Below are 25,523 nucleotides of genomic sequence, written 5' to 3'. Positions count from 1 at the left end.
CCACCATGACCGGACCCCAGACCCAGGCCACCTCAGGTGGCGCCGGCGACAACGACGACGCCCTTGATGCCACGGCCGGGCAAGCCCAGCTCACCACCACCGGCACCGACGACCTCCTCGATGAGATCGACGGGCTGTTGGAAACCAACGCGGAAGATTTCGTCCGCTCCTACGTCCAGAAGGGCGGTCAGTAGGCCGTGGAGGGTCTGTTCGCGCGCCGCATCGTCGGGGTGGAGACGGAGTACGGGATCACCGCGGTTCCGGCAGACCCGAACGTCAAGCTCACGGTCGATGAGATCGCCCGCTATCTTTTTCGGCCCATCGTCGCCCGATACAACAGCTCCAACATCTTCACGCTCAATGGTTCGCGCCTGTACCTCGATGTCGGCTCGCATCCTGAGATCGCGACCGCGGAGTGCGATAGCCTCACCCAGGTGCTGAACTACGACCGGGCGGGGGATCGAATGGTCGATGACCTGGCCCGTTCGGCGGAGCAGGCCTTAGGCGCCGACGGCATCGACGCCAAGGTTTTTCTGTTTAAAAACAACGTCGACTCGGTGGGTAACTCCTACGGGTGCCACGAAAATTACCTGGTCGGCCGCCATCTGCCGCTGCGTACCTTGGGCAAGCTGCTGCTTCCCTTCATGGTCACCCGCCAGCTCATCTGCGGCGCCGGGATGATCGGTCGCGCCACGGGCACTTTCCAGCCCGGGTTCCTCATGTCCCAGCGCGCCGACCAGGTGTGGGAGGGAATTTCCTCGGCGACGACGCGCTCGCGGCCCATCATCAATACCCGCGACGAGCCGCACGGCGATTCTGAGCGATTCCGCCGCATGCATGTCATCGTCGGCGATTCGAATATGTCGGAGCCGACGTTCGCGCTCAAGGTCGGCTCAACGATGTTGGTGTTGGAGATGATCGAGGCTGGCGTGTCGTTGCCTGACTTCGAATTGGACAACCCCATCGCTCACATCCGGGATATTGCCCGTGATATCACTGGGTCGACGCTGCTGACCTTGAAGGATGGCGGCACCGTCACGGCGTTGGAAGTCCAGGAGGCGACCCTCGCGGCGGCTCAGGCGTGGGTGGAGGAGCGCCCCGATGAGGGAACCCCGACCGAGGAGCTGCGCCGGGTGGTTGATCTGTGGGCCCGCCAGCTCGACGCCATCCGCACGCAGGATTTCTCACTGGTTGACCGGGAGATCGACTGGGTGATTAAGTACACCTTGCTCAACCGCTACCGGGAACGTCTGGGCGAGGAGTGGAACAATCCCAAGCTCGCCCAGATCGATCTCGCGTTCCACGATTTTCGCCCCGGTAGGGGACTGTTTCCGCTCCTGCAGTCGAAGGGGCTGGCTCAGCGATGGACCACGGACGAGGAGATTGAGGCGGCGATCCTCGAGCCACCCACGACGACGCGAGCCCATCTGCGGGGCCGCTTCCTGCGCCACGCTGAGCGCCTGGGCGCCCCAGTGACCGCCGATTGGGTCCACCTGAAAGTCAATGCGCCGGAACCGCAACTGATTGAGCTGAACGATCCTTTCGCGGCCGTCGATAAGCGAGTGGACGGCCTGCTTGACTACATGGACGCCCACGCCGGGGACTACGGAGACGACGCATGAGCAAGCAAGATGCCGCCGTGCACCGGCTGACCAGCCTCGTGTTCGCGCTGCTGGCAGCGGATAAAAACGGCGGCCGACGCCTGACCCCGGCCTGGATCCGCGAGCACGTCGACGGCTATTCCGACCTCAACAACGACTCGTTTTTGACCAAGCTCCACCGGGACATCGCCACCCTCGCCCGCGCGGGTGTCCCCCTGGAAGCACGCCAGTCCGAGGAGAACGGCGGAGGCACGACCTATGGGCTGCAGTCCGCCGAGTACGAACTCCCCGCCATGACCTTCACCCCCGAGGAAGCGGCGGTGCTGGGGTTGGCGGGGGAAATGGGCCAGGCCAGCGAGCTGGGCGTGTTCGCCCGTTCCGGCTGGACCAAGTTGGCGGCCTCCGGGGCAAGCCGGGACCTGTCCCAGGCGCCCGTGTTTACAGCCGTCAACGACCTGAACACGCTCGCGCCCGAGGTACTGACCTCGATCCTCACTATCATTCGCAACGGCTTCCGCATGACGTTCTCCTACGCCTCGCTGCCCACGTCCGAGCCGGTGCGCCGAACGATGGACCCGTGGAGCCTGGTCAATCTCCATGGGCGCCTGTACCTTGTCGGCCACGACATCGACCGCGACGCACCCCGCTCGTTCCGCCTCAACCGGGTGAGCGATATCCGCGCGCGGCGCGAACTCGCCACCCACCCCGAGCCAGAATCGGTCCAGGAGATCGTCGAAGAATCGCTGCGGCTCGGCCGCCAACGGGTCGACGCCGTCCTGGACATCCCCGAGGGCGTCGCCCTGGAGCTCTCTTCTGCCGGCACCCGCCGCCCCGACGGGCTGATCGAGCTTATCGACGTCGACCGGGACTGGCTCGCTCGCACCGCAGCGGGCTTCGCGCCCGATGTCTCCGTCGTCGAGCCAGCCGACGTGCGCGCACAGGTTGCCGATCTACTCCAAGGAGCTCGATAGCATGGCTACCCATCAGGACTCGCCCGCGAAGCTCGACAGCCTCGTCCGCTCCCTCAACCTGCTCCCGTATTTTCAGGCGCACCCGGAGCGCAGCATCATGGAGGCCGCCAAGGATTTGGGGCGGACCCCAGGAGAAATCCTCGCCGACCTTCACCGCTTGACCTGCACGGGAGTCGGGCAATGGCCAGAGGAGCTGGTGGATCTTACTGCTGATTACCGGGCGGTGATGATCAACAATTCCCAGGGAATGGACCGCGCTTTGCGCCTCACCCCGACGGAAGCCGGGGCGTTGCTGTTGACGCTGGAATCCCTCGAGGCGATGCCGGGGCTCACCGACCGGGAGGCCGTGTTGTCCGCGGCGGCGAAGCTTCGGGGAATCTTGGCGCCGAAGGCCGTCGCGGTCTATGACTCCCTGGCCGCCGATGATCCCGCGGAAACCCAGCCCCAGGAGCTCATGCGCCGCGCCCTCGACGCGGGCCGCCGCGTTCGATTCACCTACTATTCGGCATCCTCGGATACCTCGACGGTGCGCACCGTTGATCCCGTGCGCATCTTCGTCAATGCCGGCGAGACCTACCTCACCGCCTGGGAGGAGACCAGCGGCGCGCATAAGCACTTCCGCGCCGACCGCATGAGCTCCGTGGAGCTGCTCGACGAGGCCGCCGCGCCGCACCTGAACCAGATGGCCTTTGACTCGAAAGATCCGTTCGGTTTCCGCGCGGTCGAGGAAAAAGCGGTGCTGGCTGTCGAACCCCATGCCACGTGGTTGGCGGATTATTTCCCCCTCACCCTGGGGAAGACGCTTATCGACGGCCGCGTCGAAGCCACCATGCCCGTCGGCTCCCGCGAGTGGTTCATCCGCTTCGTGCTCGGGCAATCCGATCGACTCAGCGTCATCGGGCCAGAATCTCTTGTCAACGCCGTGCACCAACGCGCGGTAGCGGGACTCGGCGCGTATGATAGGACGTCAGACTAGCTGCCTGCAGCAGACCCGCCCCGACTTGAAAGGTTCCAATGCCTAACCTCGGCCTTCCAGAGATCCTCATCATCGCTTTCCTTCTCGTCCTCCTCTTTGGCGCCAAGCGGCTTCCCGACGCCGCCCGTTCCATCGGTCGTTCCGCCCGCATCTTTAAGTCCGAGGTCAAGGAGATGAAGAACGACGACGAACCGCAGCAGACCCAGCAAGGCCAGATCACCACGGGGCAGCAGAGCTACTGGGATCAGCCCCAGAATCAGCCGACCCCGCAGGCCCAGCCGCAGCAACCTCAGCAGGGCTACCCCCAGCAGGGTCCCCAGCAGCCGCAGCAGTAATTGGTCATGACGACCGAGCAGAAACGCAAGCGATTCCGGTTTAAGAAGAAGCCGAAAAATGAGACCGGGGAGATGTCCCTGGTCGAACACCTCCAAGAACTCCGCCGCCGGGTCATTATCTCCTTGCTGGCGCTGATCGTGGGCACCATCATTGGCTTCATCTGGTACCAATCCGCCCCCTTCGGCTTGATGCCCTTGGGGGAAATCTTGCGTGGCCCCTACTGTTCTCTTCCGCAAGAGAGCCGGGCTGACTTCTCCGGGGACGGCCAATGTCGCCTCCTGGCAACGGGCGTGTTTGAAATGTTCATGCTGCGCCTCAAGGTCGGTGCCCTCGCTGGTGCCGTGTTGTCATCTCCGGTGTGGTTGTTCCAGATCTGGGAGTTCATCACCCCGGGGCTGTTGAAGAATGAGCGCCGCTGGACGTTCGTCTTCGTCTCCATCGCGGTGTCGCTGTTCGTCGCTGGCGCCATCCTCGCCTACTTCGTGGTCCACTTCGGCTTGTCATTCCTGTTGACCATCGGTGATGAGTTCCAGGCGGCCGCCCTGACCGGCGAACGCTACTTCGGGTTCCTCCTGGCATTGCTGTTGATCTTCGGAGTCAGCTTTGAAGTCCCGCTGTTTATCGCCGCCCTCAACATCATCGGCATCCTGGAATATGACGCAATCAAGGGCAAGCGCCGCGTCATCATCCTGGTGCTCTTCGTCTTCGCGGCCTTCATGACACCGGGACAAGATCCCTTCTCCATGGTGGTCCTCGCGCTCTCGTTGACCCTGCTGGTCGAAATGGCGCTGCAATTTTGCCGGTGGAACGACAAACGCCGCAACCGGGAACGCCCGGAGTGGATGGACCTCGACGACGAGGCTTCCTCCTCGCTCAATACCGGGCCCGGCGGAGTCGACGCCCCGCAACCAGTTGGCGCTCCGGTGCCGATCGAGCCGGCCGCTGACTTCAGTAACCGTCGCCAGCGACCAGATTTCGGCGACGTTCTTTAGAACCTTCAGTACCGTGGTGGTCATGAACGAAGACCACCACGTTTCCCATTTCTCCGAGTTTGTCGCCGCCCTGGATTTTCCCCTCGATGATTTCCAAATCGCTGGCTGCCAAGCCGTCGAGGAGGGGCACGGGGTGTTGGTGTGCGCTCCCACCGGTGCAGGCAAGACCATCGTCGGAGAGTTTGCGGTTTCACTCGCGTTGTCGCAGGGCACGAAGTGTTTTTACACCACTCCCATCAAGGCGCTGAGCAACCAGAAGTATCACGACTTGGTGGAAGCACACGGTGAGGATGCCGTGGGCCTGCTCACCGGCGACGTGTCCATCAATAGCCACGCCGAGATCGTCGTCATGACGACCGAGGTGTTGCGCAACATGATTTACGCCGGCTCTTTCGCCTTGGATCGGCTCAGCCACGTGGTCATGGACGAAATCCACTACCTCGCGGATCAGTCACGCGGCGCGGTGTGGGAAGAGGTGATCCTCAACCTGGATGAGTCGGTGAACATCATTGGGCTCTCGGCGACCGTGTCCAACTCGGAGGAGTTTGGCAATTGGCTGAGCACTGTCCGGGGCAACACGACGGTCATAGTCTCCGATACCCGCCCGGTTCCGTTGGAGCAATGGATGATGGTCGGCCGGAAGATCTATCCGCTGTTCGAGCCGGGCACAGGTGGGGAGGTCAATCGCGAGCTGGAGCGGCGGATCGACCGGCTGCAGGAAGCCGCCGCCACGGAGGGACGCGATGACTGGGAGTCCGGCCAGGGTTTCCGCGCTCGGGCTGCCGGCCGTCGTTCTGGGGCCAAGCGCCCACAGGATCGGCAGCGTCCCGTCAGCCGCCCCGATGTGCTCCGGGTGCTGCAGGGCATGGACATGCTCCCGGCGATCACCTTCATTTTCTCCCGGGCCGGCTGTGAAGGGGCGCTGTTCCAGTGTCTGCGTTCCAATCTGGTGTTGACCTCGCAGGAGGAGTCGCAGCTTATTGGTGAGATTATCGACGCCGGCGTCGCAGGCATCCCCGAGGAAGACTTGGAGGTGCTGCAGTTCAACCAGTGGAAGGCGGCGTTGCAACGTGGCTTCGCCGCCCACCACGCGGGCATGCTCCCTGCTTTCAAACACATCGTGGAGGAGTTGTTCGTGCGCGGACTCGTCCGGGCGGTATTCGCCACCGAGACCCTCGCGCTGGGGATCAATATGCCCGCGCGCAGCGTGGTGCTGGAAAAGCTGGTCAAATACAACGGCGAGGCCCACGTGGAGCTCACCCCGGGGCAGTACACCCAACTGACTGGCCGGGCCGGGCGGCGGGGCATTGACGTCATCGGGCACGCGGTCGTGCAGTGGTCACCGGCGATGGATCCGCGGGCGGTCGCTGGGCTCGCGTCGACGAGGACCTACCCGCTGATTTCTACTTTTGCGCCCGGCTACAACATGGCCGTCAACCTGCTCAACATGATTGGCTTCGAGCCCTCGTTGCGTCTACTGGAGAAGTCCTTTGCCCAGTACCAGGCTGACGGTTCGGTGGTCGATGAGGTCCGGGAGATCGAGCGGGCGGAACATCGCGTCCGGGAGCTGCGGGCCCAGTTGGACAAGGACATCGCGGTGTTTAATCCGCCCGCGATGGAGGGAGAAGACCCGGCGGAGCAGCTGGTGGAATACATGCGCCTTCGCCGGCAGCTGTCGGACGAGGAGAGGGCGGCGCGGCAGGATTCACTCAATCAGCGCGTCGAGGAGACCGTGCGCATCTTGGCGCGCCTGCAGTTGGGCGAGGTCATCGCGATCCCGGGCCGGAAGCACCCGGTGTTGGCGGTCGTCGTCTCACCGGCCAGCCAGGCCAAGGACCCGCGCCCGTGGGTAACCACGGAGCAGGGGTGGTCGGGTCGGATCGATGCCGCCGGTTTTGCTAACCCGCCGATCGTGCTGGGGCACATGAGCTTGCCGCGCAAGGTGACGGCGGCTCCACGCAAGAACACCCGCTACGTCACCCAGCAGTTCCAGCGCAATTCTTATGGGCGTCCGAAAAAGATGCGCCAGCAGGCTCGAGTGCGGGATTCGAAGCAGGTGGTTGCCCTGCGGGCGGAGCTCACGGCACACCCGGTGCATTCCTGGCCGACGACGGATCGGGAACAGTTGGCCAGGGTGGGGGAGAAGCTCACCCGCCGGGAGCGCGATCTCGCTCGCCTGCAGTCGCGGGTGGAGCGAGCCACGGACACCCTGGGCAAGCACTTCGAGCGCATCATCGGGTTGCTCTCGGAGATGAATTACGTCGAGTTCGAGGGGACCGGTCCGGAGCGCACACCGGTGATCACCGAGGAGGGTGCGCGGTTGGCGCAGATCCACAACGAGTCGGACCTATTGGTGGCCCAGTGCCTGCGCCGCGGTATCTGGAACGAGCTGGACCCGGCAGAATTGGCGGGAGTGGTGTCCCTGTGCACTTTCGAAAACCGCAAGTACTCGGGCGGTGGGGAGTCGCAGGCAGCGACCGAACGCATGGCGGCCGCCATGGACGCCACGGCCGGGATCTGGTCGGAGTTGGCCGCGGATGAGCGTCGTCATCGGTTGCCCATCACGCGAGAGCCGGAGGGCGGCTTCGCATTGTCTATACATCAGTGGGCGGCGGGTGCCCCGCTGGGCTACTGCCTCGCCGCTGCGGCGGAATCGGGTGCGGAGCTGACCCCAGGTGATTTCGTGCGCTGGTGCCGCCAGGTCATTGACCTGCTCGAGCAGGTGGCTAAGACCGGCTATACCGACGACATTAGCGCCAATGCGCGGCGCGCCATTGACGCCATCCGCCGTGGAGTGGTGGCCATCGGCAGCTAGTGGCGGTCCTGTAGGGTCGCCACCGCCTCGGCGATCGCGGGGCGGTGCGGGGCGAGCTGCTGACTGCTGCCGAAGCGGATGACGTTGCCTCCCCAGTCATTGCCGATCGATTGGAGCGCCACCAGCTCATCGCCGATGATGACGGGTGCTCCCGAGTCACCCCCAACGGTCGGGGGAGTGTTCCACAGCACAGCCGAGGGGCGGACGACAACCTGCCCGTTGCGGGCGATGGAGGCGGGGGAGCGTCCCCATACTCGACCGTGGCGTTCGGTCGCCCGGGCTGAACCTCCTCCGAAGCTGAGGGTGAGGGCACGAGCGAAGAGGGGTGGCCGGGACGTCGATACGCGAAGCAGCTGAGCTGCTGAGGATCGCCGATCCATGCGGACCACTGCCAGATCGGTGCGGGGAATGTGGAGGCTGTCCAGGACTAGGGCGTCAACCCGCTGTCCCGTGACGTGCACAGGGCCGGTCACGTGGGGGATAAAGTGGCCGCAGGTGAGCAGGTACTCGGTGTGGGCTTCGGCGGCGTTGAGGTCGGGGCTGATGAGGGCGCCGGAGCAATAGGCGGGGCCGGCCGACAGTCGCACAACGAAGTCGTCGTTCATCGTCTCTACGATACCGTCGACGCCTACCATGGTGGGCATGTCTGACATCGTCTACCGAAATCGTCTCACCCGTGCCGCCGAACTGGCCCGCGAGGCTGGGCTGGCTGGCCTCATTATTGGAACGGGCCCGGAGCTGGCGTATCTCACTGGTTCGTGGCTGTCGTCCCATGAGCGGCTCACTGCGCTGGTGGTACCCGCGGAGGGCGCGCCGGTGCTGCTGGCACCTGCCACCGATATCGGTGACGCTCCCCGAGAGCTTATCGACGTCCGCGGGTGGCGCGACGGCGATGATCCTCACCGCCTGGCAGTGGATCACCTGCCGCAGACGGGTGCGGTGGCACTCGGGTCGAGCCTGACGACCGTGCATGTGTTGCGACTGCAGGAGCTGCTCGGTGGACGGGCGACCGTGCCGGCCGCGACGACGCTGTCGGAGTTGTTCATGCGCAAGGATCTCGATGAGATCGCGCAGCTACGCCGGGCTGCCCACGCTATCGATGATGTCCACGCGCAGGTGCCTGGACTCCTGCGGGGCCGGCGCACGGAGGAAGAGGTGGCAAAGGAACTGGAGCAGCTCATTGTGGCGGAGCACGTGGCCGTGGACTTCGTCATTGTCGGATCAGGGCCCAACGGGGCGAACCCGCACCATAGTTTTTCTTCTCGGGTGCTGCAGGAGGGGGACTGCGTGGTGGTGGATATTGGCGGCACTCTCGACAGCGGCTACCACTCGGATTCGACCCGAACCTACACGGTGGGGGAGCCAACGCCGGAGGTTGCCGCCGCTTATGAGGTGCTCGAACGGGCCCATGGGGCGGCAGTGGCGGCGGTGCGTCCGGGGGTAACTGCCGAAGCGATTGATCGGGCGGCGCGCGAGGTGATCGCGGAGGCGGGCTACGGCGAGTTTTTCATCCATCGGACCGGGCACGGAATTGGGTTGTCCACGCACGAGGAGCCGTACATCATGGCGGGAAATGACCTGGTGCTGGAGGAGGGGATGTGCTTTTCCATCGAGCCGGGGATTTATTTGCCTGGCCAGTGGGGCATGCGACTGGAGGACATCGTGACGGTGACGTCGTCGGGCGCCGATGTGTTGACACGTCAACAACGTTCCCTATAATGGGGACATGACTACAAACGCATTGTTCGTTGGGCACGGCTCACCCATGAACGCCATCGACAACAACGAATTCACCCGCACCTGGTCCTCGCTGGGCAGCGGCATCGCCCCACGCGCGATCGTCTCCGTATCCGCCCACTGGTACACCGAAGGCACCGGTGTCACCGCGATGGACAACCCCCGCACAATCCACGACTTCTGGGGCTTCCCGCCGGAGCTTTCCGAAGTGACGTATGCCGCCCCCGGCGACCCCGAAATCGCCGAATTAGTCCGCGACGTCGCCAAGCCAACCTTGGTCCAGAATGACCACGAATGGGGCCTGGACCACGGCACCTGGTCGGTGCTCAAGCACATGTTCCCCGACGCCTCCATCCCGGTGGTCCAGCTCTCCATTGACGCCACCAAACCGTTAAGCGAGCACTTTGCGCTGGGCACCCGCCTGGCCACCCTGGCCCGGGACCATAACGTCCTCATCGTCGGCTCCGGCAATGTTGTCCACAACTTGTCCCTCGTGGACTGGCAGGCCGGAAACAACGGCGTGGCCTGGGCCGACAGCTTTGATGCCGCCGCCCGCGACATCATGCTCGACGACCCGTCCCGGCTGGAATCCTTAACCTCTCACCCTGATTTCCCTCGTGCCGTGCCCACCCCGGACCACTTCCTGCCGCTGGCCTACATCGCCGGAGTCAATGCGGAACTGGGAGGCCAGGTGGATGTTTTCAATGAACAGCGCACCTTGGGCAGCTTGTCCATGACCGGGTACCGAGTAGCCTCATAAACATGAGCAACGGCATCCTCCTCCTCGGCGGTACAAGTGACATCGGCGGTGAACTCCTGCTCCGCCTGTGCGCCGGGCGCCCGGTCGTGCTCACCGCGCGCCGCCCCTTCGCCCTGGAGGAGATCTCGCGTCGGGCCCTGGAGGCTGGCGCCACCGAGGTGCGGACCCTGGAGTTCGATGCCGCCGACTTGGCCTCCCACCGCGCCGTCGTCGACGCCGCAGGGCAGGTGAGCACGGCAATTGTGGCCTTTGGCATCCTCGGCGACCAGGAGTGCGCCGAGCAGGACGAAGCCCACGCCGTGGAGATAGCCACCATCGACTACACCGCCCAGATCAGCATGCTCACCGTGTTGGCCTCCACGATGGAGCGCGGTGAGATCGTTGCCTTTTCTTCCATCGCCGGCTGGCGGGCACGGCGCGCCAACTACGTCTACGGCTCCACCAAAGCAGGTCTGGACGCCTTCTGCCAGGGGCTTTCTGATCGCCTGCACGGCAGCCCATTGCGGCTGATCACCGCGCGGCCGGGCTTTGTCATCGGCTCCATGACGGAGGGGATGACCCCGGCCCCGATGTCGGTGACTCCGGAAGATGTGGCGGAGGCAGTGGCACAGGAACTATCCCGCGGCACGGGCAGCCGCACGCTATGGATTCCCAGGCGTCTCAGGCTGCTGGCGTATGTCATGCGGCTGGTCCCGCGACCGATCTGGCGGCGGATGCCCCGCTAAAACTCGGTGAGCAGGGGAGAGTTGGCATCGAAGACGAGCCCTAGCGGGGCCAGCACCCGGACTACCTGTTCCGCAATGTGCTCGTCCAAGTCCGTGATGTGGAGGACCCGGTCGGTGCACAGCACGATGGGAGTATCAATAACGTCGAGCATCCGGGCCATGTGCGAGGTCAACACACCCGGCGGCACGGCGGCGCCGAGGGTGACCAAGCCGTCGCTTTGCTCAATCCAGCCGATCTGACCCGTCGGGACGGTGCCGGGGGCGGAGCTGAGGGGCTCTATTGGGCCAGACGTGGAGGCGTGCAGGACTACGCCGCCCTCCATCGGGACGTGTAGGAGTCCGTCGGCGTGGTGGTCAGCCACGTGTGCGAGGGCCTCCCAGCCACCCGGGGCCACGACGGCGCCGGGGAAGGCAAGGATTTCGAAATGTTCAACGTCGGTCACAGGGCCACATTCTAGTTAGGGTGGTGGACATGTCCCGCATCCACCGCACCGGCGTCAATCGAACCGCTGCTCGCACCGCGCTATCCCTGGGGCACGCGGTCATGCGTGGAGGTGTGCGGCGTCTCATGGGGCGGCAGATGCCCCCCACTCGAGCCGTGGATTACCCGCGGTGGGAATCGGAGCCCGGCTTCGGTGACGCCACCTGGGTCATCGGCCAGCAACCCGGCACGCTGCTCAAGTCTTCGCCGATGCGCCTGCTGGGAACGGCTGGTTCCCTCAACCCCGCTACCGCCCAGCGCATGGAATACGTCACCACCGATGCCCGCGGCCACACCATCACTGCGACGGGCGCGTACTTCCATTCGCACAGCGTCTGGCGCGGCGGGGCCCGGCCGGTTATTGCCTTCGCGCCGTCGACACAAGGCGTGGCCAAGCATTGCGATCCTTCCTATAGCTGCACCGTGGGCGCGAGTGTGTTCCGCGCGCAGCCGATCGACGTCATCGCCGCCTACGAGCTGCCCGTGATCAATTTGTTGCTCGCCGCCGGCTGCCATGTCGTCATCACCGATTATCCCCGCGATCCCGACCTGCAGCTGCAGCTCTATTGCGATCACACCTCCGGTGCTCACTCGCTTATCGACGCCGTCCGAGCCTCCCACGTCCTCGGCCTCCCGCAGGAGGCCCCCTTGGGCATGTGGGGGTTCTCCCAAGGTGGAGGCACCGTGGCCCGCGCCCTGGAGGAGAAATCGTATGCGCCTGGCGTGGAGGTCAAGGCCGCCGTGGTGGGTGCGCCGCCCGCCCGCTTGGAAGACGTCTTGCGCCACGTCGACGGCAGCCTGGTCACCGGAGTGCTGGCCTACGCCACCGCCGGTCTCATGGTCACCTCCCCGGACATCCACGAGGAGATCTTCTCCGTGCTCACCCCGGAGGGAATCACCCAGCTCATGAACTACATCACCACGTGCGCCGGCGGATCGGTGCTGGCCTCCGGGTGGCAATCCTCGGCCACGTGGACTCGCACCGGGGCGACGTTGGGATCACTATTAGAAGACCTCCCGGCCGTGTCGCAGGAGTTCGACGCCCGACGCCTGGGGCGCGCAGCACCCACCGCTCCGGTGTTGCTGTGGGGCTCTAAAAATGATGACGTCATTCCCATTGACATCGTCCGCGCCCTGCATCGGGACTGGCGGCGGCTCGGTGGCGACATCACCTGGCGCGAAAACCTCACCCCGCGTCTCCCGGGGCGCACCGGCTTCAACCACTTCGGCCCCTATTATCGCCACATTGCCGAGGACGTCGGGTGGTTGCTTGATCAGTTACGACGGTAGGGTGGCGTACGTGCCATTCCTTCTCGCAGTCATTCCTTATCTCGTTATCGAAGCCCTCGCCTTTTGGGCCGTTGCCTCGTGGATCGGCGTCGGCTGGGCCATCCTCACGGTCTTCGCCCTCATGGCGATCTCCTTGATTTTGGCTGGCGTGGAAATGCGGCGGGTGAGCCGCGCGGCCGCCGCCCAAAAGATCGGCCCGGGTCGCCTCGCCGGCGATTACGGCCTGCTCACCGCCGGGGCAATTCTCGGCGGTATCCCCGGCATCGTGTCCTCGATCCTCGGCCTGCTGCTCATTTTCGCCCCGACCCGCGGCCTCATCCGCCAGGTCCTCGCCGTCAAGCTGGTCAAAACGGTTGAAGACCTCGGCGTGCGCAGCTTCGAGGCGACGAACGCCGGTCGCGCTCACACCAATTATGGGTCCTTCGGCGCCGGTACGGTCATCGATGAAGAGGAGATCCGCGGCTGGACCGAGAACATCCAGCCGGAGGATTTCGGCGGCGACCACCAGCCGAAAGACGATAAGTGAGCCTACTGCTCAGGCTGCTCATCGCGGCAGCCTCGGGGCTTTTCGCCTATCTTTCTAATGAACCCACGGGCTGGTGGTGGGCCGGAATCGCGGGCATGGCGCTCCTCTACGTGTCGCTTATGCCCTGGCGCTCGCGCCCGGGGTTCTGGTCGGGCGCGCTCATTGGTTTCCTCCATGCCCTCGTGTTGTACCTGTTGATGCTGCCGTGGATCGGCGAGTTCGTCGGCAAGCTTCCTTACATCGCCCTCGCAGTCTTCTGTGCGCTCTATGCCCTGGCCCTTGGCGTCGGCGGCGTGGCGATAGCCCGCTGGCGGTTCGGCTTCCTCGCCTTCCCCTTCTTCTACGTCCTCGTGGAGTGGGCTCGCAGCTCATTCCCCTTTGGCGGGTTTTCCTGGGTGCGCCTGGCCTGGGGCCAAATCAACGGCCCCTTGGCCAATCTTGCTGTCTGGGGTGGCCCCGCTTTGGTTAGCTTTGCCGCCGTGATGTGCGGCGTGGGCGTCGTCGGCCTGGTTCATCGGCGAACGCGCGTGGTGGCGGTGTTCGCGATCGTCGTGCCCCTGGCTGCTGGTCTGGCCACGGGGATGACGGTGGTTAACCGGGATAGCGCGACGGTGGGGGAGATCGAGGTCGCGGCCATTCAGGGCAACGTGCCGCGCATGGGCCTCGATTTCAATGCCCAGCGCCGTGCCGTCCTTGCCAATCACGCCCGCGTCACTGAATCGCTGGATGCTTCTCCCGACATCGTCATCTGGCCCGAAAACTCCTCTGACGTCAATCCCTTCGCGGACCCTCAGGCCCGCTCGCTTATCGACGCCGCCGTCGCCTCCGTCGACGCCCCCATCCTCGTGGGCACCATCACCCGGGACGAGGTCGGCCCGCGCAACACCATGATGGTCTTCGATCCGGAGACGGGCCCGGGAGACTACCACCATAAGCACTTTCTGCAGCCCTTCGGCGAGTACATGCCCATGCGAGATTTCTTCCGCCGGTTCTCCCCCTACGTGGACCAAGCGGGCAATTTCCAGCCCGGCGAACGCGATTTCACCGTCGACATCGGTGACATCGTCCTCGGCGTGGCCACCTGCTACGAAGTGGCGTTCGACCCGGCGTACCGGCAGGCTGTCCTCGACGGCGCGCAGCTGCTGAGCACCCCCACGAACAACGCCACCTTCGGTTTCACCGACATGACTTACCAGCAACTGGCAATGAGCCGATTGCGGGCCATCGAAACCGACCGGGCGCTCGTTGTGGCGGCCACCTCCGGTGTCTCAGCCATGGTCCATCCCGACGGTTCTGTCTCCCAAGAGACCGGGATTTTCGAGCCCGCCGCCCTCGTAGAAACCCTCCCGCTGAGAGATTCCATTACCTTCGCAGTCCGCCACGGTTTCGCAGTACAACTGGCGCTGATTATTATGGGTGGTGTCCTCGTGATTTCTGCTCTGGTAACCACCCGACGCTGATCACCAGCACCGATAAAACCAAGGAGATCTCTTTGACAAAGCCCAGTGACGCGACCCTGGTGATCATCCCCACCTACAACGAGCTGGAGAACCTTCCGCTCATCGTCGGGCGGGTCCGCGCAGCCACCCCGGACGTGGACATCCTCGTCGTCGATGACAACAGCCCCGACGGCACCGGCGAAAAGGCTGATGCCCTCGCTGCCGACGACACCCACGTGCACGTTCTCCACCGCGAGGGCAAGGGCGGTCTCCTGGGCGCCTACATCGCCGGGTTCCAATGGGGCCTCGAGCGCGAATACACCGTGCTCTGCGAAATGGATGCCGATGGCTCCCACGCCCCCGAGCAGCTCCATCTACTGCTGGAAGAGGTGGATAGGGGAGCGGACGTCATTATCGGTTCCCGCTACGTTCCCGGCGGCAAAGTTATCAACTGGCCCCGACAGCGGTGGATCCTGTCCAAGGGCGGCAACCTCTACATCTCCCTGGCACTCGGTGCTGGTCTCAGCGATATGACCGCCGGCTACCGCGCGATTCGCCGCGAGGTCTTGGAAGCCCTCGATTTCGATGCCCTCTCCGCAGCTGGCTACATCTTCCAGGTCGACCTCGCGTGGCGAGCCGTCACCGATGGCTACGATGTCCGCGAGGTTCCGATTACGTTCACCGAGCGCGAGATCGGTGAGTCCAAGTTGGACGGCAGCTTTGTCAAAGACTCCCTGCTCGAGGTGACCAAGTGGGGCATTAAGCACCGCACCTCTCAGGTGAAGGAGATCTCGAAAGAAGTTGGCAAGCTCGCATCCTACGAGTTCAATCGCCTTCGTCGCCGCCGCTAGGCACGACACATCACAAGGGCCGGTGAGGGGAATTCCCTCACCGGCCCTTGTTCTTATAACTACTCTGCCTGCTGAGCCTGCTGTTCCTTCAGCAGCCGAGCTGCCGAGCGGCGGCGCTTACGCAAGTGCTCAATGCGCTCCTCCAACAAGACATCAAGCTCCTCGATCGTCCGGCGCTCACGGAGCATATCCCAGTGGGTGCGCGGGGGCTTCGTCGGCTTGGACTCGACTCCCTCGCCCTCAATGAGCGTGCCCAGCTGGCCGTTCTTGCACATCCACTCCTCGGGGATTTCCGCATCGTCCGCAAAGGGGACGTCAAAAATCTCTCCGCTTTCGGTGCGGTACTTGACCATCTGGCGCGGGGCAAGGTCGTGGTCGCGGTCAGTTTCGTAGCTGACTGCGCCCATTCGACTGCCGCGGAGTACGCGATCTGCCATTGCGGCATCATCCTTTACTGTGGATTCCCGGGGTGAGGACCAAAAGCCCGTCCTCGACACTGATAGACGTACCAGTATAACGGACTACACCAGCCGTTTGTTCCCAAGCGTCTGTCGCCGATGGGCTATGGTTGATCGAGTGACGATAACCCATCCAGACCAGACACCCACGTGTGCCTGGTGTGGTCGAGAAATAAGCAGGTCAGGGCGGGGGAGACCCCGCAAGTATTGCACTGTTTCCTGCAAGCAGCGTGCCTACGAGCAACGGCATAACGTCACGGGTACCACTATCCCGCAGGATGCGGTTATTATTCATCCAGACCGCGTCACCCACCTGCGGGATTCTTTGTTTGAGCTGCGATGTGCGGCCGAAGACGTCGCCACAGCTGCGGCAGAAGGCGCCGAACCAGAAGAGATCAAGGACCTGTGTGCAGAGTTGGTGCAGCTCGCTCGGGCCATCGAAAAGTTGAGGTAATAGATTATGTCCGATAGATCAACGCCCACCGGCCGCAAACTGATCATTTCACTCTTCGTCGTCCTGATCGTGATCCTGGCGCTCGTCGCAGTGGTCCCCATGGTCTACTCCGCGTTCATGGGCCCCGGTGTCCGCACCGAAGGCGTGAACACAAACAACGTCAAGCCCGCTTCCACCGACATTAATGGTGAATGGGACGTGGCCCGCGGCGGGGGAGCCAACGCCACCTCCGTCGGATACACCTTCTTCGAGATCCTGCCTGGTGAGCGCAAGAATACCTCCGGCTCCACCTCCGCCGTAGAAGGCTTTGCGACGATCGAGGCCGGCACCCTCACCGCCGGATCCATCACCGTCGACATGGCAAAGGTCTCTTCAGACAACGAGCGCCGTGACATCAACGTCCGCAACAAGATCCTCAACACTGACACATACCCCAACGCCGTCTTCACCATCACCGAACCGGCCGACCTTTCCGCCGTGCCTGACGACGGCAGCGTCATGCCAATCACACTCACCGGCGACCTCGAGGTGCGCGGCGAAAGCCGACCGCTCATCCACGAGTTCGACGTGCTGCGCGATGGCGACCGGATTATCGTCGCCGGAGACGTGCGCATCAACCGCCACGACTACGGCGTTGAGTCTCCCGAGTTCGTGGCCGCCAAGATCGACGAAGAAGGCGAACTGAATATCCGCGTCTCCCTGGAGAAGGTTTCATGATCGCCACCCGCATGATCCCCGCCATGTGGATCCGCCTCGTTGTCATCATCGCCTTCGGCATCTTCATGGCCGTCCAGTCGCAGACCATCTTCGTCGTCATCTCGATCGGACTAGCCGGCCTGACTGTTGCCCAACTGATTTATGCGTACCGTCAAAAAGGCTCAGATCACGCTAAATAACGTCACAGTGACGTAATAAAGGTGGCCCGGAGCATAGGGGGAGAAGGAGCTCCAGGGCCACTTTTCGCGATTCCAAGGCTTGGCGAGGAGATGGCAATTCGAGATCGCCGATGCGATCAGACGCGTTAATCGAGTAGGTGCGCTGAGACACTCGATTAACGCGTCTACTCAAAACGTCATCTTCACATCGCCATGATCATTTTGGACCATTCCTCAGGGATAGCACTCGCATTTTTCGCGTCCAGGTCTGAATGTGCTCGCTAGCGGATCGCTGCACCGCCCACTAGGCTGGCCCGATATGAGACCAAGGCGCATTACAGCCACATCAGCGGCTGAAGGTGACATTGATCTTTCTTCTCAATTCCTGGAGGAGCTCCCACTCAACAGGCCTTTCTATTCGGCGTGCGTTGTTTCAGTCAACGAGCGCGGATCCAGATTCACCACATTGGGCAGCCCCATTGACGGAAATTTCCACATCGGTTCCGTTGGGAAAGGACTCAACGGGTTGATTTACACCGAGTTGACCCAGTTGGGAAGAATCTCGCCCGATGATCGACTCCAGGACTATCTACCTCTTGAAGGCACACCTGCAGGTCAAGTCACATTGGAGTCATGCTTGACTCACACTTCCGGGCTGCCCGCAGTTGGTGGTGGACCTGCCACATCTATTCGAGCTGTGCTGTCCGTATTTACAGGAGGCGATCCTCAGCCCGAGAGCTTTGGAGCTTTAATGAGGCAGCTTCGCAATTCGCCGGTGCAAGATCCGGGGAGTTTTAGCTACTCAAACCTTGCGGCCTCGGCGCTTGGACATGCTCTTGCGGCTGCCGACGGGGTTGACTATCCCAACTTGGTTCGCAATCGTCTCGAAGTTCCCCTTGGTTGCAGAAATCTGAAAGTCCAACAACCAGGAATGCAAAGGAAAGCGAATGAACCCAAGGCATATACAGTGCTGGGGAATACGCAGCATCCCTGGGCAGGTGTTGGATACGCGCCAGCGGGATCAATCAGAGGGAGTGCCCTGGACTTCACCAAGCTACTTTCCACAATGCTCAGCGTTGACGGACCCTATGCAGACGCATTCAGAGTCCGGCACACCGACGCCAGCGGATCAGTAGCAGCAGGATGGTTGCTCGATGACATCAATGGAAGGCAGATTTTCTGGCACAACGGTTATGCGTCGGGATTTGCTTCCCACGTCGTCATTGACCTTCATCGACGTCGAGGAGTCCTTATCTCGATTGTTACTCCTTGGCCTGATACCGACATCGAAGCAGTTGCGTTGGAGCTCTTAGAGAACAGTGCGTAGCTATAGGCGCGGTTCGCGGCTTAGCTGACCGAGTCCCAGACCACACCCCTCTAGCAGCAGTCCGATAATGTACATTATGTCATTTATTGTGGACGGCCTGCACCTGCCCCCGTATAGAACTGATGTCAGATGTCTAGGTGCGGTACCCCACCAAAAGTGACACAATCAAAGCTATGTCCCCGGCACTGTTCGACGCGCATTTCCACATCATTGACCCTCGCCACCCACTCATTCCGAACAATGGTTACGTGCCGCCGAGCTTCTCCACTGAGGACTACCAGCGGCGGACGAAAGAGCTCAATGTGGTGGGCGGCGCGGTCGTGTCCGGATCTTTCCAAGCTTTCGACACCGGCTACCTCGTGGCGGCGCTCCGAAAGCTGGGCCCTTGCTTTGTAGGGGTCGCGCAGGTCCCGGGCGATATTTCGGACTCGGAGGTACTTCGGTTGGACGCCTCGGGAGTCCGCGGTGTTCGCTTCAATCTCGCCCGAGGCGGTTCGGCCGGTTTGGCGGAACTTGATAGCTTGGCCCGCCATTGTTTCGACGTCGCGGGGTGGCACACGGAGCTCTATGTGGATTCTAGGCACTTGCCGGAGCTCCACGACGTTCTTGCCCACCTTCCAGCAGTGAGCATCGATCATCTGGGGATGAGCAAGGAGGGTCTCCCCCATCTGCTTCGCCTCGTGGAGGAAGGCGTGAAAGTGAAAGCCACTGGGTTTGGCCGGATCGACGTGGATGCGGTTGAGGCGATGAAGGCGATCATGGAGATCAATCCCGCGGCTCTCATGGCTGGAACGGATTTGCCGTCTACTCGGGCCCGTCGTCCGTTCCACGAGGATGACCTCCAACTCATTCAGGATTCTGTGTCGCCTGAGCATGTGGAGGCGGTTTTCCGCACGAATGCCGAGGATCTCTATTTGGATCCTATTCGACTGTAGGTAATTGTCTATACACGATAGGGCGGGCACAGTGCTGGGTGGTAGTCATCCCAGACCAAGCTTTCGATGTTCCCGCCTTCAAGTGCGAGCTCTAGTGCGTCGAGGTAGTACTCCCACCCCGGGCCCAGGTCTTCGGCCGAATAGGATAACTCCCCTACTGGCTGGCGGAACTCTAACGCTGTGGCCCCCTCTCTTTCTTGGAGGGCAACGCTGAGCCGCCACTCGCCGGCGGGGCTAGCTAGCATCACCTCGAGACGCTCTGGCGAAGTGCAGTGAAGGACGCGCGCGGCACCGGGGTGGTCGGGAGCTTCCCGGGTGGTGAGGAGAACCTCGCCAGTGGCTGGATCTCCGCTATAAGTGCCGTACCACTCCCCTAGCAGGGCTGATTCGGTGAGGTAGCGCCAGACGTTAGTCACGGGGTGCGTGATGTGGCGGTTGATGATGATCTCCCCGTCGGAGACTCTTCCGGTGGGTTGGCGATTGGTCATAGCAATGGCCTCCTTGAGCCTCCGTGGTTGGCCACAACTATACGGTCTGCTTGGCCTTTCGCGCGTCGTTTCGGCGGCAGAAGGCAGCGAAGATCGCGCCGGTGATGTTCGACCAGACGGTAGCGATGGCGCCGGGGATGGCAGCCTCGGGGCTGAAGAATTGGCCGGCTAGGCCGGAGGCAAGCGCGGAGTTCTGGGTGGCAACTTCGATGGACGTGGTTCGGCACGAGGCCACGTCTTGCTTGAGCACCTTGGGCAGGAGGTATCCGGCGAGGAAGCCGATGAAGTTCTGGATGGCCACACCTGCGACGGCGATCAATCCGACGGTGATCAGCACGGAGGCGCTTCGGGCGACGACGGTCATGAGCACGAGGACGATGACGATGATGGACAGCCACGGCAGGATGGGCAGGATCTTGTCCACCAGCTTCCCGGCAAACAGACGGATGAGCAGGCCGGCGGAAACCGGGATGAGCACGGTCTTGAGCAGGGAGATCGTCATTCCCATGGCATCGACTTCGGTGGACTGTCCGGCAAGCCACAGCATCAAGAGAGGAGTGACAATCGGAGAGATCAACGTGGACACGCTGGTCATGGCCACCGAGAGGGCGACGTCGCCCTTGGCCAGGTAGGCGATGACATTGGATGCGGTGCCGCCGGGCACGGAGCCCAGCATGATGAGGCCGACGGTGAGCTCGGGGCTAAACCCGAGCATCCAAGCGGCGGCGACAGCGCTGAGCGGCATGATGATGTATTGACAAGCTACGCCGATGAAGATGGGCCATGGGCGTCGGGCGATCGTCGATAAGTCGGGCATGGTCAGGGTGAGGCCCATGCAGAACATGATGATCATGAGCATGGTGCTCACGTGCGGCCCAAAGGGTTCCATCATGGAGGGGTTGAAGAACGCTATTGCTGCGCCGATGAGGATTGCCACGGGGAAGACGAGAACGGCGAGGGTCGCGGAGCGGTCCTCCACCGTCGTGCCGTCGGTTGTAGTGCGGTGGCTATCTGCGAAAGTCGTCACGGTGATGTTCCCCGGCTTTCCTGATTTGGCATAGATGAAACGTGGATGAAGTATTTTCAAGATACCGCATCGTTCCACTAGATGGAAACATGGTCCCAGAGGTTGGGATACGCTAATTCCCACGGTGGTAAGTCCACAGGATTAGGGTGAGAGGTATGCGAAAACTCTTCAGCCCTCAACCACAGACCATCGGGCGGCCCAAGGGAGCGACGTCTCAAGCTGATGCCGTGAGCGAGCGTTATCTCGAAGGCACACCTCAGCAGGTCTTAGATGAACTCGCCAGCATCGTCGGCAAAGATAACGTCCTTGGCCGCCTGAGCGACTTGGTCCGCTATGCCTCGGACGCTGGCCCCTATCGCACAGTTCCTAGTGTCGTCGTGCGGCCGCGGAATGCCCAGGACTTGGCCGGACTGATGGCCTACGCTCGCCAGAACAACCGGCACTTAGTGTTCCGCGCCGCCGGTACCTCTCTCAATGGCCAAGCGATGACCGATGACATCCTCGTCGACGTCAAGACGCACTTCGGCGGAATGAAGGTCCTGGATGAGGGTGCTCGGCTGTGGTCTCGTCCGGGCGTGATTCTCGGTGATGCCCAGGCAGTGCTGGCCCGCCACGGCTTCATGCTGGGCCCGGACCCGGGGTCAACATCGGTGTGCACCATCGGTGGTGTCATCGCCGATAACGCTGGCGGTATGCGCTGTTCCGTCCCCCGCGACACCTATCACAGCCTCGAGTCGGCCACGATCGTGCTCCCCTCGGGCACCGTCATCGACACCGCCGCCGAGGACGCGGATGAGCAACTCGCCCGCCTCGAGCCGGAAATTCACGCAGGTCTCATCGCGCTTAGGGAGGAAATTCGGGGGGATGACGAGCTGGTAGCACTGCTTCAGCGGAAGTTCTCCATTCGCAATACCAACGGCCTGCGGCTCGATGCTTTCCTGGATGAGGAGCGGCCCGTCGATATCCTCTTGCGCCTTATGGTGTCGTCGGAGGGAACTCTGGGCGCCGTGACCGAGTCGGTTATTCGCACCATTCCCCTGCCCCGCAAGAAGGCCGTGGCGTGGGTGATGTTGCCCGATCTTCGCCAGGCAGCCTCCTATGTCCACGCCCTCATGGAGACCGGCGCGGAGGCCTGCGAGCTCCTGGTGGCCCCGGTGCTTAAGCGGGCCGTCGGCAATTTTCCCACCGCACCGGCCGAGTGGGCCGACTTCGATGAGAATGCCGCAGCCCTTCTGCTGGAGGTTGGCGGTACGGATGAGGCGGATTTGGCCGACGCCATCAAGCGCGCCGAAGCTGTATTGATAAATGCGGAATTGCTCAGTCCGCTGCGCTTCGACGACACCCCGGACGGTATGCGTGGAGCCTGGAGCATCCGCAATGGACTCTTCGGGCTCATCGGTGCCGATCGCCCCCAGGGCAGCGCGCTCATCACTGAAGATGTCTGCTTCCCGCCCGCCGATGTCGGTGCGGGCGCCGCTGACCTGCTGGATCTACTGGCGTCCTACGGGTACCCCGAGATGGTGATGGGTCACGCGGCCTTTGGCAACCTGCACTTCTTCCTCCTGCCTAGATTCGACATTGAAGAGGAGCGGGAGGCCTACGCCAACTTCCTCGATGACCTCACTGACCTGGTCATTGGCAAGTATCAGGGTTCGCTCAAGGCGGAGCACGGAACGGGCGTCAACATGGCCCCGTTCCTCCAGCGTGAGTGGGGCGACCGCGCCTGGGAGCTCATGTGGGATGTCAAGGACCTCCTTGACCCAGCCGGGATCCTCGCCCCCAACGTCAAGCTGACCAGAGATCCCCTGGTTCACCTGCAGAACTTTAAATCTTTCCCGCAGGTCGAGGAGGAGATCAACCAGTGTGTTGAGTGTGGTTTCTGCGAGCCGGTGTGTCCGTCGCGGCACATCACGGTGACTCCCCGCCAGCGCATTGTCTTGCGCCGGGAGATGGCCCGTCAGCCGGAGGGGTCGAAGGTATTGGAGAAGCTCCAGGAGGAGTTCCAATACGATGGTATAGACATGTGTGCGGTGGATGGGACGTGTTCGATCCCCTGCCCGATCAGCATCGACACGGGCGCGGCGATGAAGCAGTTGCGCGCCCAACAGCATTCTTCAGGCGCGAAGAAGGTGGCGCTGAGCACCGCCAAGAACTGGGCCGCGGTGGAAAAGACCGCCCGCGTCGGTATGAGCGTGGCGGAGAAGCTCCCCACTCCCCTTCTGCGGGGCGCCGCCAACCTCGGCCGCACGCTCATCAATGAGGACCTGCTGCCCACGGTGCCCGGCCCGCTGCCCGACGCCGCCGCCTCTCACCTCCCGCTCACCACGCGCGAAGGGGCCAGTGCCCTCTACTTCCCCGCCTGTGTCAACCGGATCTTCGGTCAACCCGGCGATGCCTCCCCTGATCACTTGAGTCTGCCGGAGTCGGTGGTGGAACTCGGCCGACGTTCGGGTCGCCCGGTGTGGATCCCCGAGGGAGTGGCCGGTGATTGCTGCGGAACCCCGTGGTCATCCAAGGGCTACAAGGAGGGCTTTAACTACCAGGCCCAGCAGATCGCCCGCGACTTGGTGGAGTGGTCGGACAATGGTGCTCTCCCGGTTGTCGTCGACGCCGCCAGCTGCACCCACGGCTTGCTTGAGCAGGTGCCGCACGCCTTGGACGGTGAGCTGGCCGAGCAGTTTGCTCAGCTGCAGATCCTCGATGTGGTCGAGTGGCTCCACAGCGAGGTGCTCCCGGGGTTGCCCATCGTGCGCACGGTTGGTCGCGCTGCAGTCCATCCGACGTGTTCGACGATGCACATGGGCATCAACGATCAGCTGCGGGATCTGACGCAGGCCGCTGCGGATGAGTTGGTCGTGCCGGAGCGGGCTACGTGTTGCGGTACCGCGGGCGATCGGGTGTTGCTCCACCCCGAGTTGGTCAAGTCCGCGACGAGTGAGGAGATGGCCGAGCTCACGGGCCATTTCGACGCCTTCGTCTCCGATAACCGTACCTGCGAGATGGGCCTGGAGATGACCTCTGGCCACACCTACGAGAGCATTGCGGTGCTGTTGGAGAAGGTCTCGCGTCCGGTGGTGACGCCTTAGCGACGCCCCCGTCGGTGGCGATGCGTCAGGGTGAATTGGACGACGTCGAGCATGCCCAGGCGGAACATCGCCTCGCGGAGGGCGAATTGGTACCTCCACAGGCGCCGGTACACCGAGTCGAAGCCGTCGGCGGCGGCTTCGCGGGAGTGGCCCTCGAAAAGGGAACGCTGCATGGCTAGGGTCTGCTGCGCGTGCTCGGCGAGGTGAGTTTGTCCGACGACGCGCAACCCGGTTTCGCGGTCGACCAGCGTCTGCACGTCCACGACGGTTGGATAGTCGAGGCCGGGCCAGATGTAGGCCCGCAGGGCACCGAGGGCGGCGCGCGCCGCGGGGGTCATCGCCTCCGTCGCCACCGGGGTCTGGAGGGCGATGCGGCCGCCGTGGTCGAGGATGCGGTCGAAGGACCGGAGCAACTCGATCCGTTCGCGCGGCTCGAGAACCGCCAACTTGTCTACACTTATGATCGAGTCGTAGCGGCCCAACCAATCACGCGGCCCTGGCACCGGCTGCGCAATGACATCGGTGTGCACGTTATCCTCCACCCCAGCGAAGGTCAGCCGTTCACGCACGGCCGCCGCCTGCGCGGCATCAGCAGTCAGCGTATCGACGGTCGCCCGCCGCTTCGCCGCACCCATCGCCACCGCCCCACCGGAGCTGGGGAATTCCATGAGGTGAGTGCCGGGGGTGACCAGGGCGGCGTCGAGAAGCATCTCGGCGGTGCGACGCTGCGCGTCGCCCAAATCCCCGCGCTCGGCGCCGAGCGGTGGGGTGAACGTCGTCAGGTCGATGAAATGGGTATCCGGACCATCTGGGGCATGGGAAGGAACAGAGGTGCGGACAGTCGTCGGGACGCCCGAGGCGAAGACACCGCTGAAATCGCTCATGCCATCGCCGGAACTCAAATAGACTAGTTCGGCGGGGATCTCTCCCCCGCTCCCCACCGCCGCGGGCACACGGGAGATCCCGCGCGGGCGGTAACCGGTCCGCAGAAAAGCCGCCAGGACATCGGTGAGGGAATCGGTCCGCCACTCCCCGGCCAAATAGCCCTCCGCTACACCCAGCCACCCGGAAGCGGCGAGGCGGGAAAACAGCTCTTCGCGTTCCACGATAAGGTCGGCTCCTCCCTCGGGATCGAGGGAGAGACCGGCATTGCTGCAGGCGCGGGCGAAAGCAGCCTCGGCGAGGCGCGCGCGGACGTCGATAAGCAAGCCGGAAGGCACCTGGGCGATTCCGGGCCACGCTTGCGCGTCGATGGTGTCGAGATGGGAGGGCCTCACAAGCGGTCATCCTATCCATCTGACAAGGCAATTCCCGGCAGGCGCGGCGTGCGAAAACCCCAGTTGTTGTGACCCGAACTGTGATTAGTCATATGA

At 63.1% G+C, this 25,523-nt stretch carries 26 protein-coding genes; 20 read left to right on the top strand and 6 right to left on the bottom strand.

What is annotated here, in order from left to right:
• Positions 1-5: 5 nt before the first annotated feature.
• Genes CTEST_RS06545 through CTEST_RS06515 form a run of 7 tightly spaced genes read left to right on the top strand, consistent with a single transcriptional unit; the run spans position 6 to position 7,691 of the window.
• Positions 6-194 carry a ubiquitin-like protein Pup gene (locus tag CTEST_RS06545; protein WP_047253066.1) on the top strand — a complete coding sequence of 63 codons (189 nt, stop codon included), beginning with the start codon at positions 6-8 and terminating at the stop codon, positions 192-194.
• A gap of 3 nt (positions 195-197) precedes the next feature.
• Positions 198-1,622: a Pup--protein ligase gene (gene pafA, locus CTEST_RS06540; RefSeq protein ID WP_047253065.1), complete on the top strand. Its 1,425-nt coding sequence runs from the start codon at positions 198-200 to the stop codon at positions 1,620-1,622.
• On the top strand, positions 1,619-2,572 hold the full coding sequence (locus CTEST_RS06535) for a helix-turn-helix transcriptional regulator (RefSeq protein WP_047253064.1): 954 nt from the start codon (positions 1,619-1,621) through the stop codon (positions 2,570-2,572). Before pafA ends, CTEST_RS06535 begins: the two co-directional genes overlap by 4 nt.
• 1 nt (position 2,573) lies before the next feature.
• Positions 2,574-3,548, top strand: a complete 975-nt coding sequence (locus CTEST_RS06530; protein ID WP_047253063.1) for a helix-turn-helix transcriptional regulator — start codon at positions 2,574-2,576, stop codon at positions 3,546-3,548.
• A 38-nt stretch (positions 3,549-3,586) separates the two neighbouring features.
• The gene (gene tatA / locus CTEST_RS06525) at positions 3,587-3,883 is read left to right on the top strand and encodes a Sec-independent protein translocase subunit TatA (RefSeq protein ID WP_047253062.1); all 297 of its coding nucleotides are present in this window, start codon (positions 3,587-3,589) and stop codon (positions 3,881-3,883) included.
• Between the two features lie 6 nt (positions 3,884-3,889).
• Positions 3,890-4,876, top strand: a complete 987-nt coding sequence (tatC, locus tag CTEST_RS06520; protein ID WP_376701782.1) for a twin-arginine translocase subunit TatC — start codon at positions 3,890-3,892, stop codon at positions 4,874-4,876.
• 22 nt (positions 4,877-4,898) lie between these two features.
• On the top strand, positions 4,899-7,691 hold the full coding sequence (locus CTEST_RS06515) for a DEAD/DEAH box helicase (protein ID WP_047253061.1): 2,793 nt from the start codon (positions 4,899-4,901) through the stop codon (positions 7,689-7,691).
• On the opposite strand, the gene CTEST_RS06510 is transcribed toward CTEST_RS06515, so the two are convergent.
• Positions 7,688-8,335 carry a trypsin-like serine peptidase gene (locus CTEST_RS06510; protein WP_047253060.1) on the bottom strand — a complete coding sequence of 216 codons (648 nt, stop codon included), beginning with the start codon at positions 8,333-8,335 and terminating at the stop codon, positions 7,688-7,690. The two genes, CTEST_RS06515 and CTEST_RS06510, sit on opposite strands and share 4 nt — an antisense overlap.
• Here CTEST_RS06510 and CTEST_RS06505 point away from each other — a divergent pair.
• The 3 genes from CTEST_RS06505 to CTEST_RS06495 are packed head-to-tail and all read left to right on the top strand — an operon-like array spanning position 8,325 to position 10,913.
• Complete coding sequence (locus CTEST_RS06505) at positions 8,325-9,410, top strand: M24 family metallopeptidase (protein ID WP_047253059.1); 1,086 nt, start codon at positions 8,325-8,327, stop codon at positions 9,408-9,410. The genes CTEST_RS06510 and CTEST_RS06505 overlap by 11 nt on opposite strands.
• Before the next feature lie 7 nt (positions 9,411-9,417).
• The gene (gene ygiD, locus CTEST_RS06500; protein ID WP_047253058.1) at positions 9,418-10,188 is read left to right on the top strand and encodes a 4,5-DOPA-extradiol-dioxygenase; all 771 of its coding nucleotides are present in this window, start codon (positions 9,418-9,420) and stop codon (positions 10,186-10,188) included.
• Between the two features lie 2 nt (positions 10,189-10,190).
• Positions 10,191-10,913 (top strand): SDR family oxidoreductase, encoded by a 723-nt coding sequence (locus CTEST_RS06495; protein WP_047253057.1) that lies wholly within the window; start codon positions 10,191-10,193, stop codon positions 10,911-10,913.
• Here CTEST_RS06495 and CTEST_RS06490 read toward each other — a convergent pair.
• Entirely contained in the window at positions 10,910-11,356 is a 447-nt protein-coding gene (locus CTEST_RS06490; protein ID WP_052844318.1) for a hypothetical protein, read from the bottom strand. The genes CTEST_RS06495 and CTEST_RS06490 overlap by 4 nt on opposite strands.
• 29 nt (positions 11,357-11,385) lie before the next feature.
• On the opposite strand from CTEST_RS06490, the gene CTEST_RS06485 reads away from it, so the two are divergent.
• The 4 genes from CTEST_RS06485 to CTEST_RS06470 are packed head-to-tail and all read left to right on the top strand — an operon-like array spanning position 11,386 to position 15,500.
• Positions 11,386-12,684: a lipase family protein gene (locus CTEST_RS06485; protein ID WP_083985471.1), complete on the top strand. Its 1,299-nt coding sequence runs from the start codon at positions 11,386-11,388 to the stop codon at positions 12,682-12,684.
• Between the two features lie 10 nt (positions 12,685-12,694).
• Positions 12,695-13,210 carry an FxsA family protein gene (locus tag CTEST_RS06480; RefSeq protein ID WP_047254268.1) on the top strand — a complete coding sequence of 172 codons (516 nt, stop codon included), beginning with the start codon at positions 12,695-12,697 and terminating at the stop codon, positions 13,208-13,210.
• Entirely contained in the window at positions 13,207-14,670 is a 1,464-nt protein-coding gene (gene lnt / locus CTEST_RS06475; protein ID WP_047253056.1) for an apolipoprotein N-acyltransferase, read from the top strand. The genes CTEST_RS06480 and lnt overlap by 4 nt, the downstream gene beginning before the upstream one ends.
• A 32-nt stretch (positions 14,671-14,702) precedes the next feature.
• Positions 14,703-15,500 carry a polyprenol monophosphomannose synthase gene (locus CTEST_RS06470; RefSeq protein ID WP_047253055.1) on the top strand — a complete coding sequence of 266 codons (798 nt, stop codon included), beginning with the start codon at positions 14,703-14,705 and terminating at the stop codon, positions 15,498-15,500.
• A 59-nt stretch (positions 15,501-15,559) separates the two neighbouring features.
• On the opposite strand, the gene CTEST_RS06465 is transcribed toward CTEST_RS06470, so the two are convergent.
• The gene (locus CTEST_RS06465; protein WP_047253054.1) at positions 15,560-15,937 is read right to left on the bottom strand and encodes an RNA polymerase-binding protein RbpA; all 378 of its coding nucleotides are present in this window, start codon (positions 15,935-15,937) and stop codon (positions 15,560-15,562) included.
• Positions 15,938-16,064: 127 nt separating this feature from the next.
• Here CTEST_RS06465 and CTEST_RS13850 point away from each other — a divergent pair, with 127 nt between their 5' ends.
• The 5 genes from CTEST_RS13850 to CTEST_RS06450 all read left to right on the top strand — a co-directional run bounded on the left by CTEST_RS13850 (position 16,065) and on the right by CTEST_RS06450 (position 19,549).
• Entirely contained in the window at positions 16,065-16,412 is a 348-nt protein-coding gene (locus tag CTEST_RS13850) for a hypothetical protein (RefSeq protein WP_083985469.1), read from the top strand.
• 6 nt (positions 16,413-16,418) lie between these two features.
• The gene (locus CTEST_RS06460; RefSeq protein ID WP_047253053.1) at positions 16,419-17,129 is read left to right on the top strand and encodes a YceI family protein; all 711 of its coding nucleotides are present in this window, start codon (positions 16,419-16,421) and stop codon (positions 17,127-17,129) included.
• Entirely contained in the window at positions 17,126-17,308 is a 183-nt protein-coding gene (locus CTEST_RS06455) for a hypothetical protein (RefSeq protein WP_047253052.1), read from the top strand. The genes CTEST_RS06460 and CTEST_RS06455 overlap by 4 nt, the downstream gene beginning before the upstream one ends.
• A gap of 445 nt (positions 17,309-17,753) precedes the next feature.
• The gene (locus CTEST_RS13340; RefSeq protein WP_158408152.1) at positions 17,754-18,614 is read left to right on the top strand and encodes a serine hydrolase domain-containing protein; all 861 of its coding nucleotides are present in this window, start codon (positions 17,754-17,756) and stop codon (positions 18,612-18,614) included.
• 173 nt (positions 18,615-18,787) lie between these two features.
• Entirely contained in the window at positions 18,788-19,549 is a 762-nt protein-coding gene (locus CTEST_RS06450) for an amidohydrolase family protein (protein WP_047253051.1), read from the top strand.
• A gap of 8 nt (positions 19,550-19,557) precedes the next feature.
• Here the strand turns inward: CTEST_RS06450 and CTEST_RS06445 are convergent, their stop codons facing one another.
• Together CTEST_RS06445 and CTEST_RS06440 are read right to left on the bottom strand one after the other, a co-directional pair.
• Entirely contained in the window at positions 19,558-20,037 is a 480-nt protein-coding gene (locus tag CTEST_RS06445) for an SRPBCC domain-containing protein (protein ID WP_047253050.1), read from the bottom strand.
• 37 nt (positions 20,038-20,074) lie between these two features.
• Positions 20,075-21,064 carry a bile acid:sodium symporter family protein gene (locus CTEST_RS06440; protein WP_083985465.1) on the bottom strand — a complete coding sequence of 330 codons (990 nt, stop codon included), beginning with the start codon at positions 21,062-21,064 and terminating at the stop codon, positions 20,075-20,077.
• A gap of 155 nt (positions 21,065-21,219) precedes the next feature.
• On the opposite strand from CTEST_RS06440, the gene CTEST_RS06435 reads away from it, so the two are divergent.
• Positions 21,220-24,150, top strand: a complete 2,931-nt coding sequence (locus tag CTEST_RS06435) for an FAD-binding and (Fe-S)-binding domain-containing protein (protein WP_047253049.1) — start codon at positions 21,220-21,222, stop codon at positions 24,148-24,150.
• Here the strand turns inward: CTEST_RS06435 and CTEST_RS06430 are convergent.
• Positions 24,147-25,427, bottom strand: a complete 1,281-nt coding sequence (locus tag CTEST_RS06430; protein WP_047253048.1) for an SAM-dependent methyltransferase — start codon at positions 25,425-25,427, stop codon at positions 24,147-24,149. The two genes, CTEST_RS06435 and CTEST_RS06430, sit on opposite strands and share 4 nt — an antisense overlap.
• Positions 25,428-25,523 lie beyond the last annotated feature (96 nt).

The organism is Corynebacterium testudinoris, from assembly GCF_001021045.1.
GTDB lineage: Bacteria > Actinomycetota > Actinomycetes > Mycobacteriales > Mycobacteriaceae > Corynebacterium > Corynebacterium testudinoris.
This window is presented reverse-complemented; position numbering and strand designations above follow the sequence as displayed.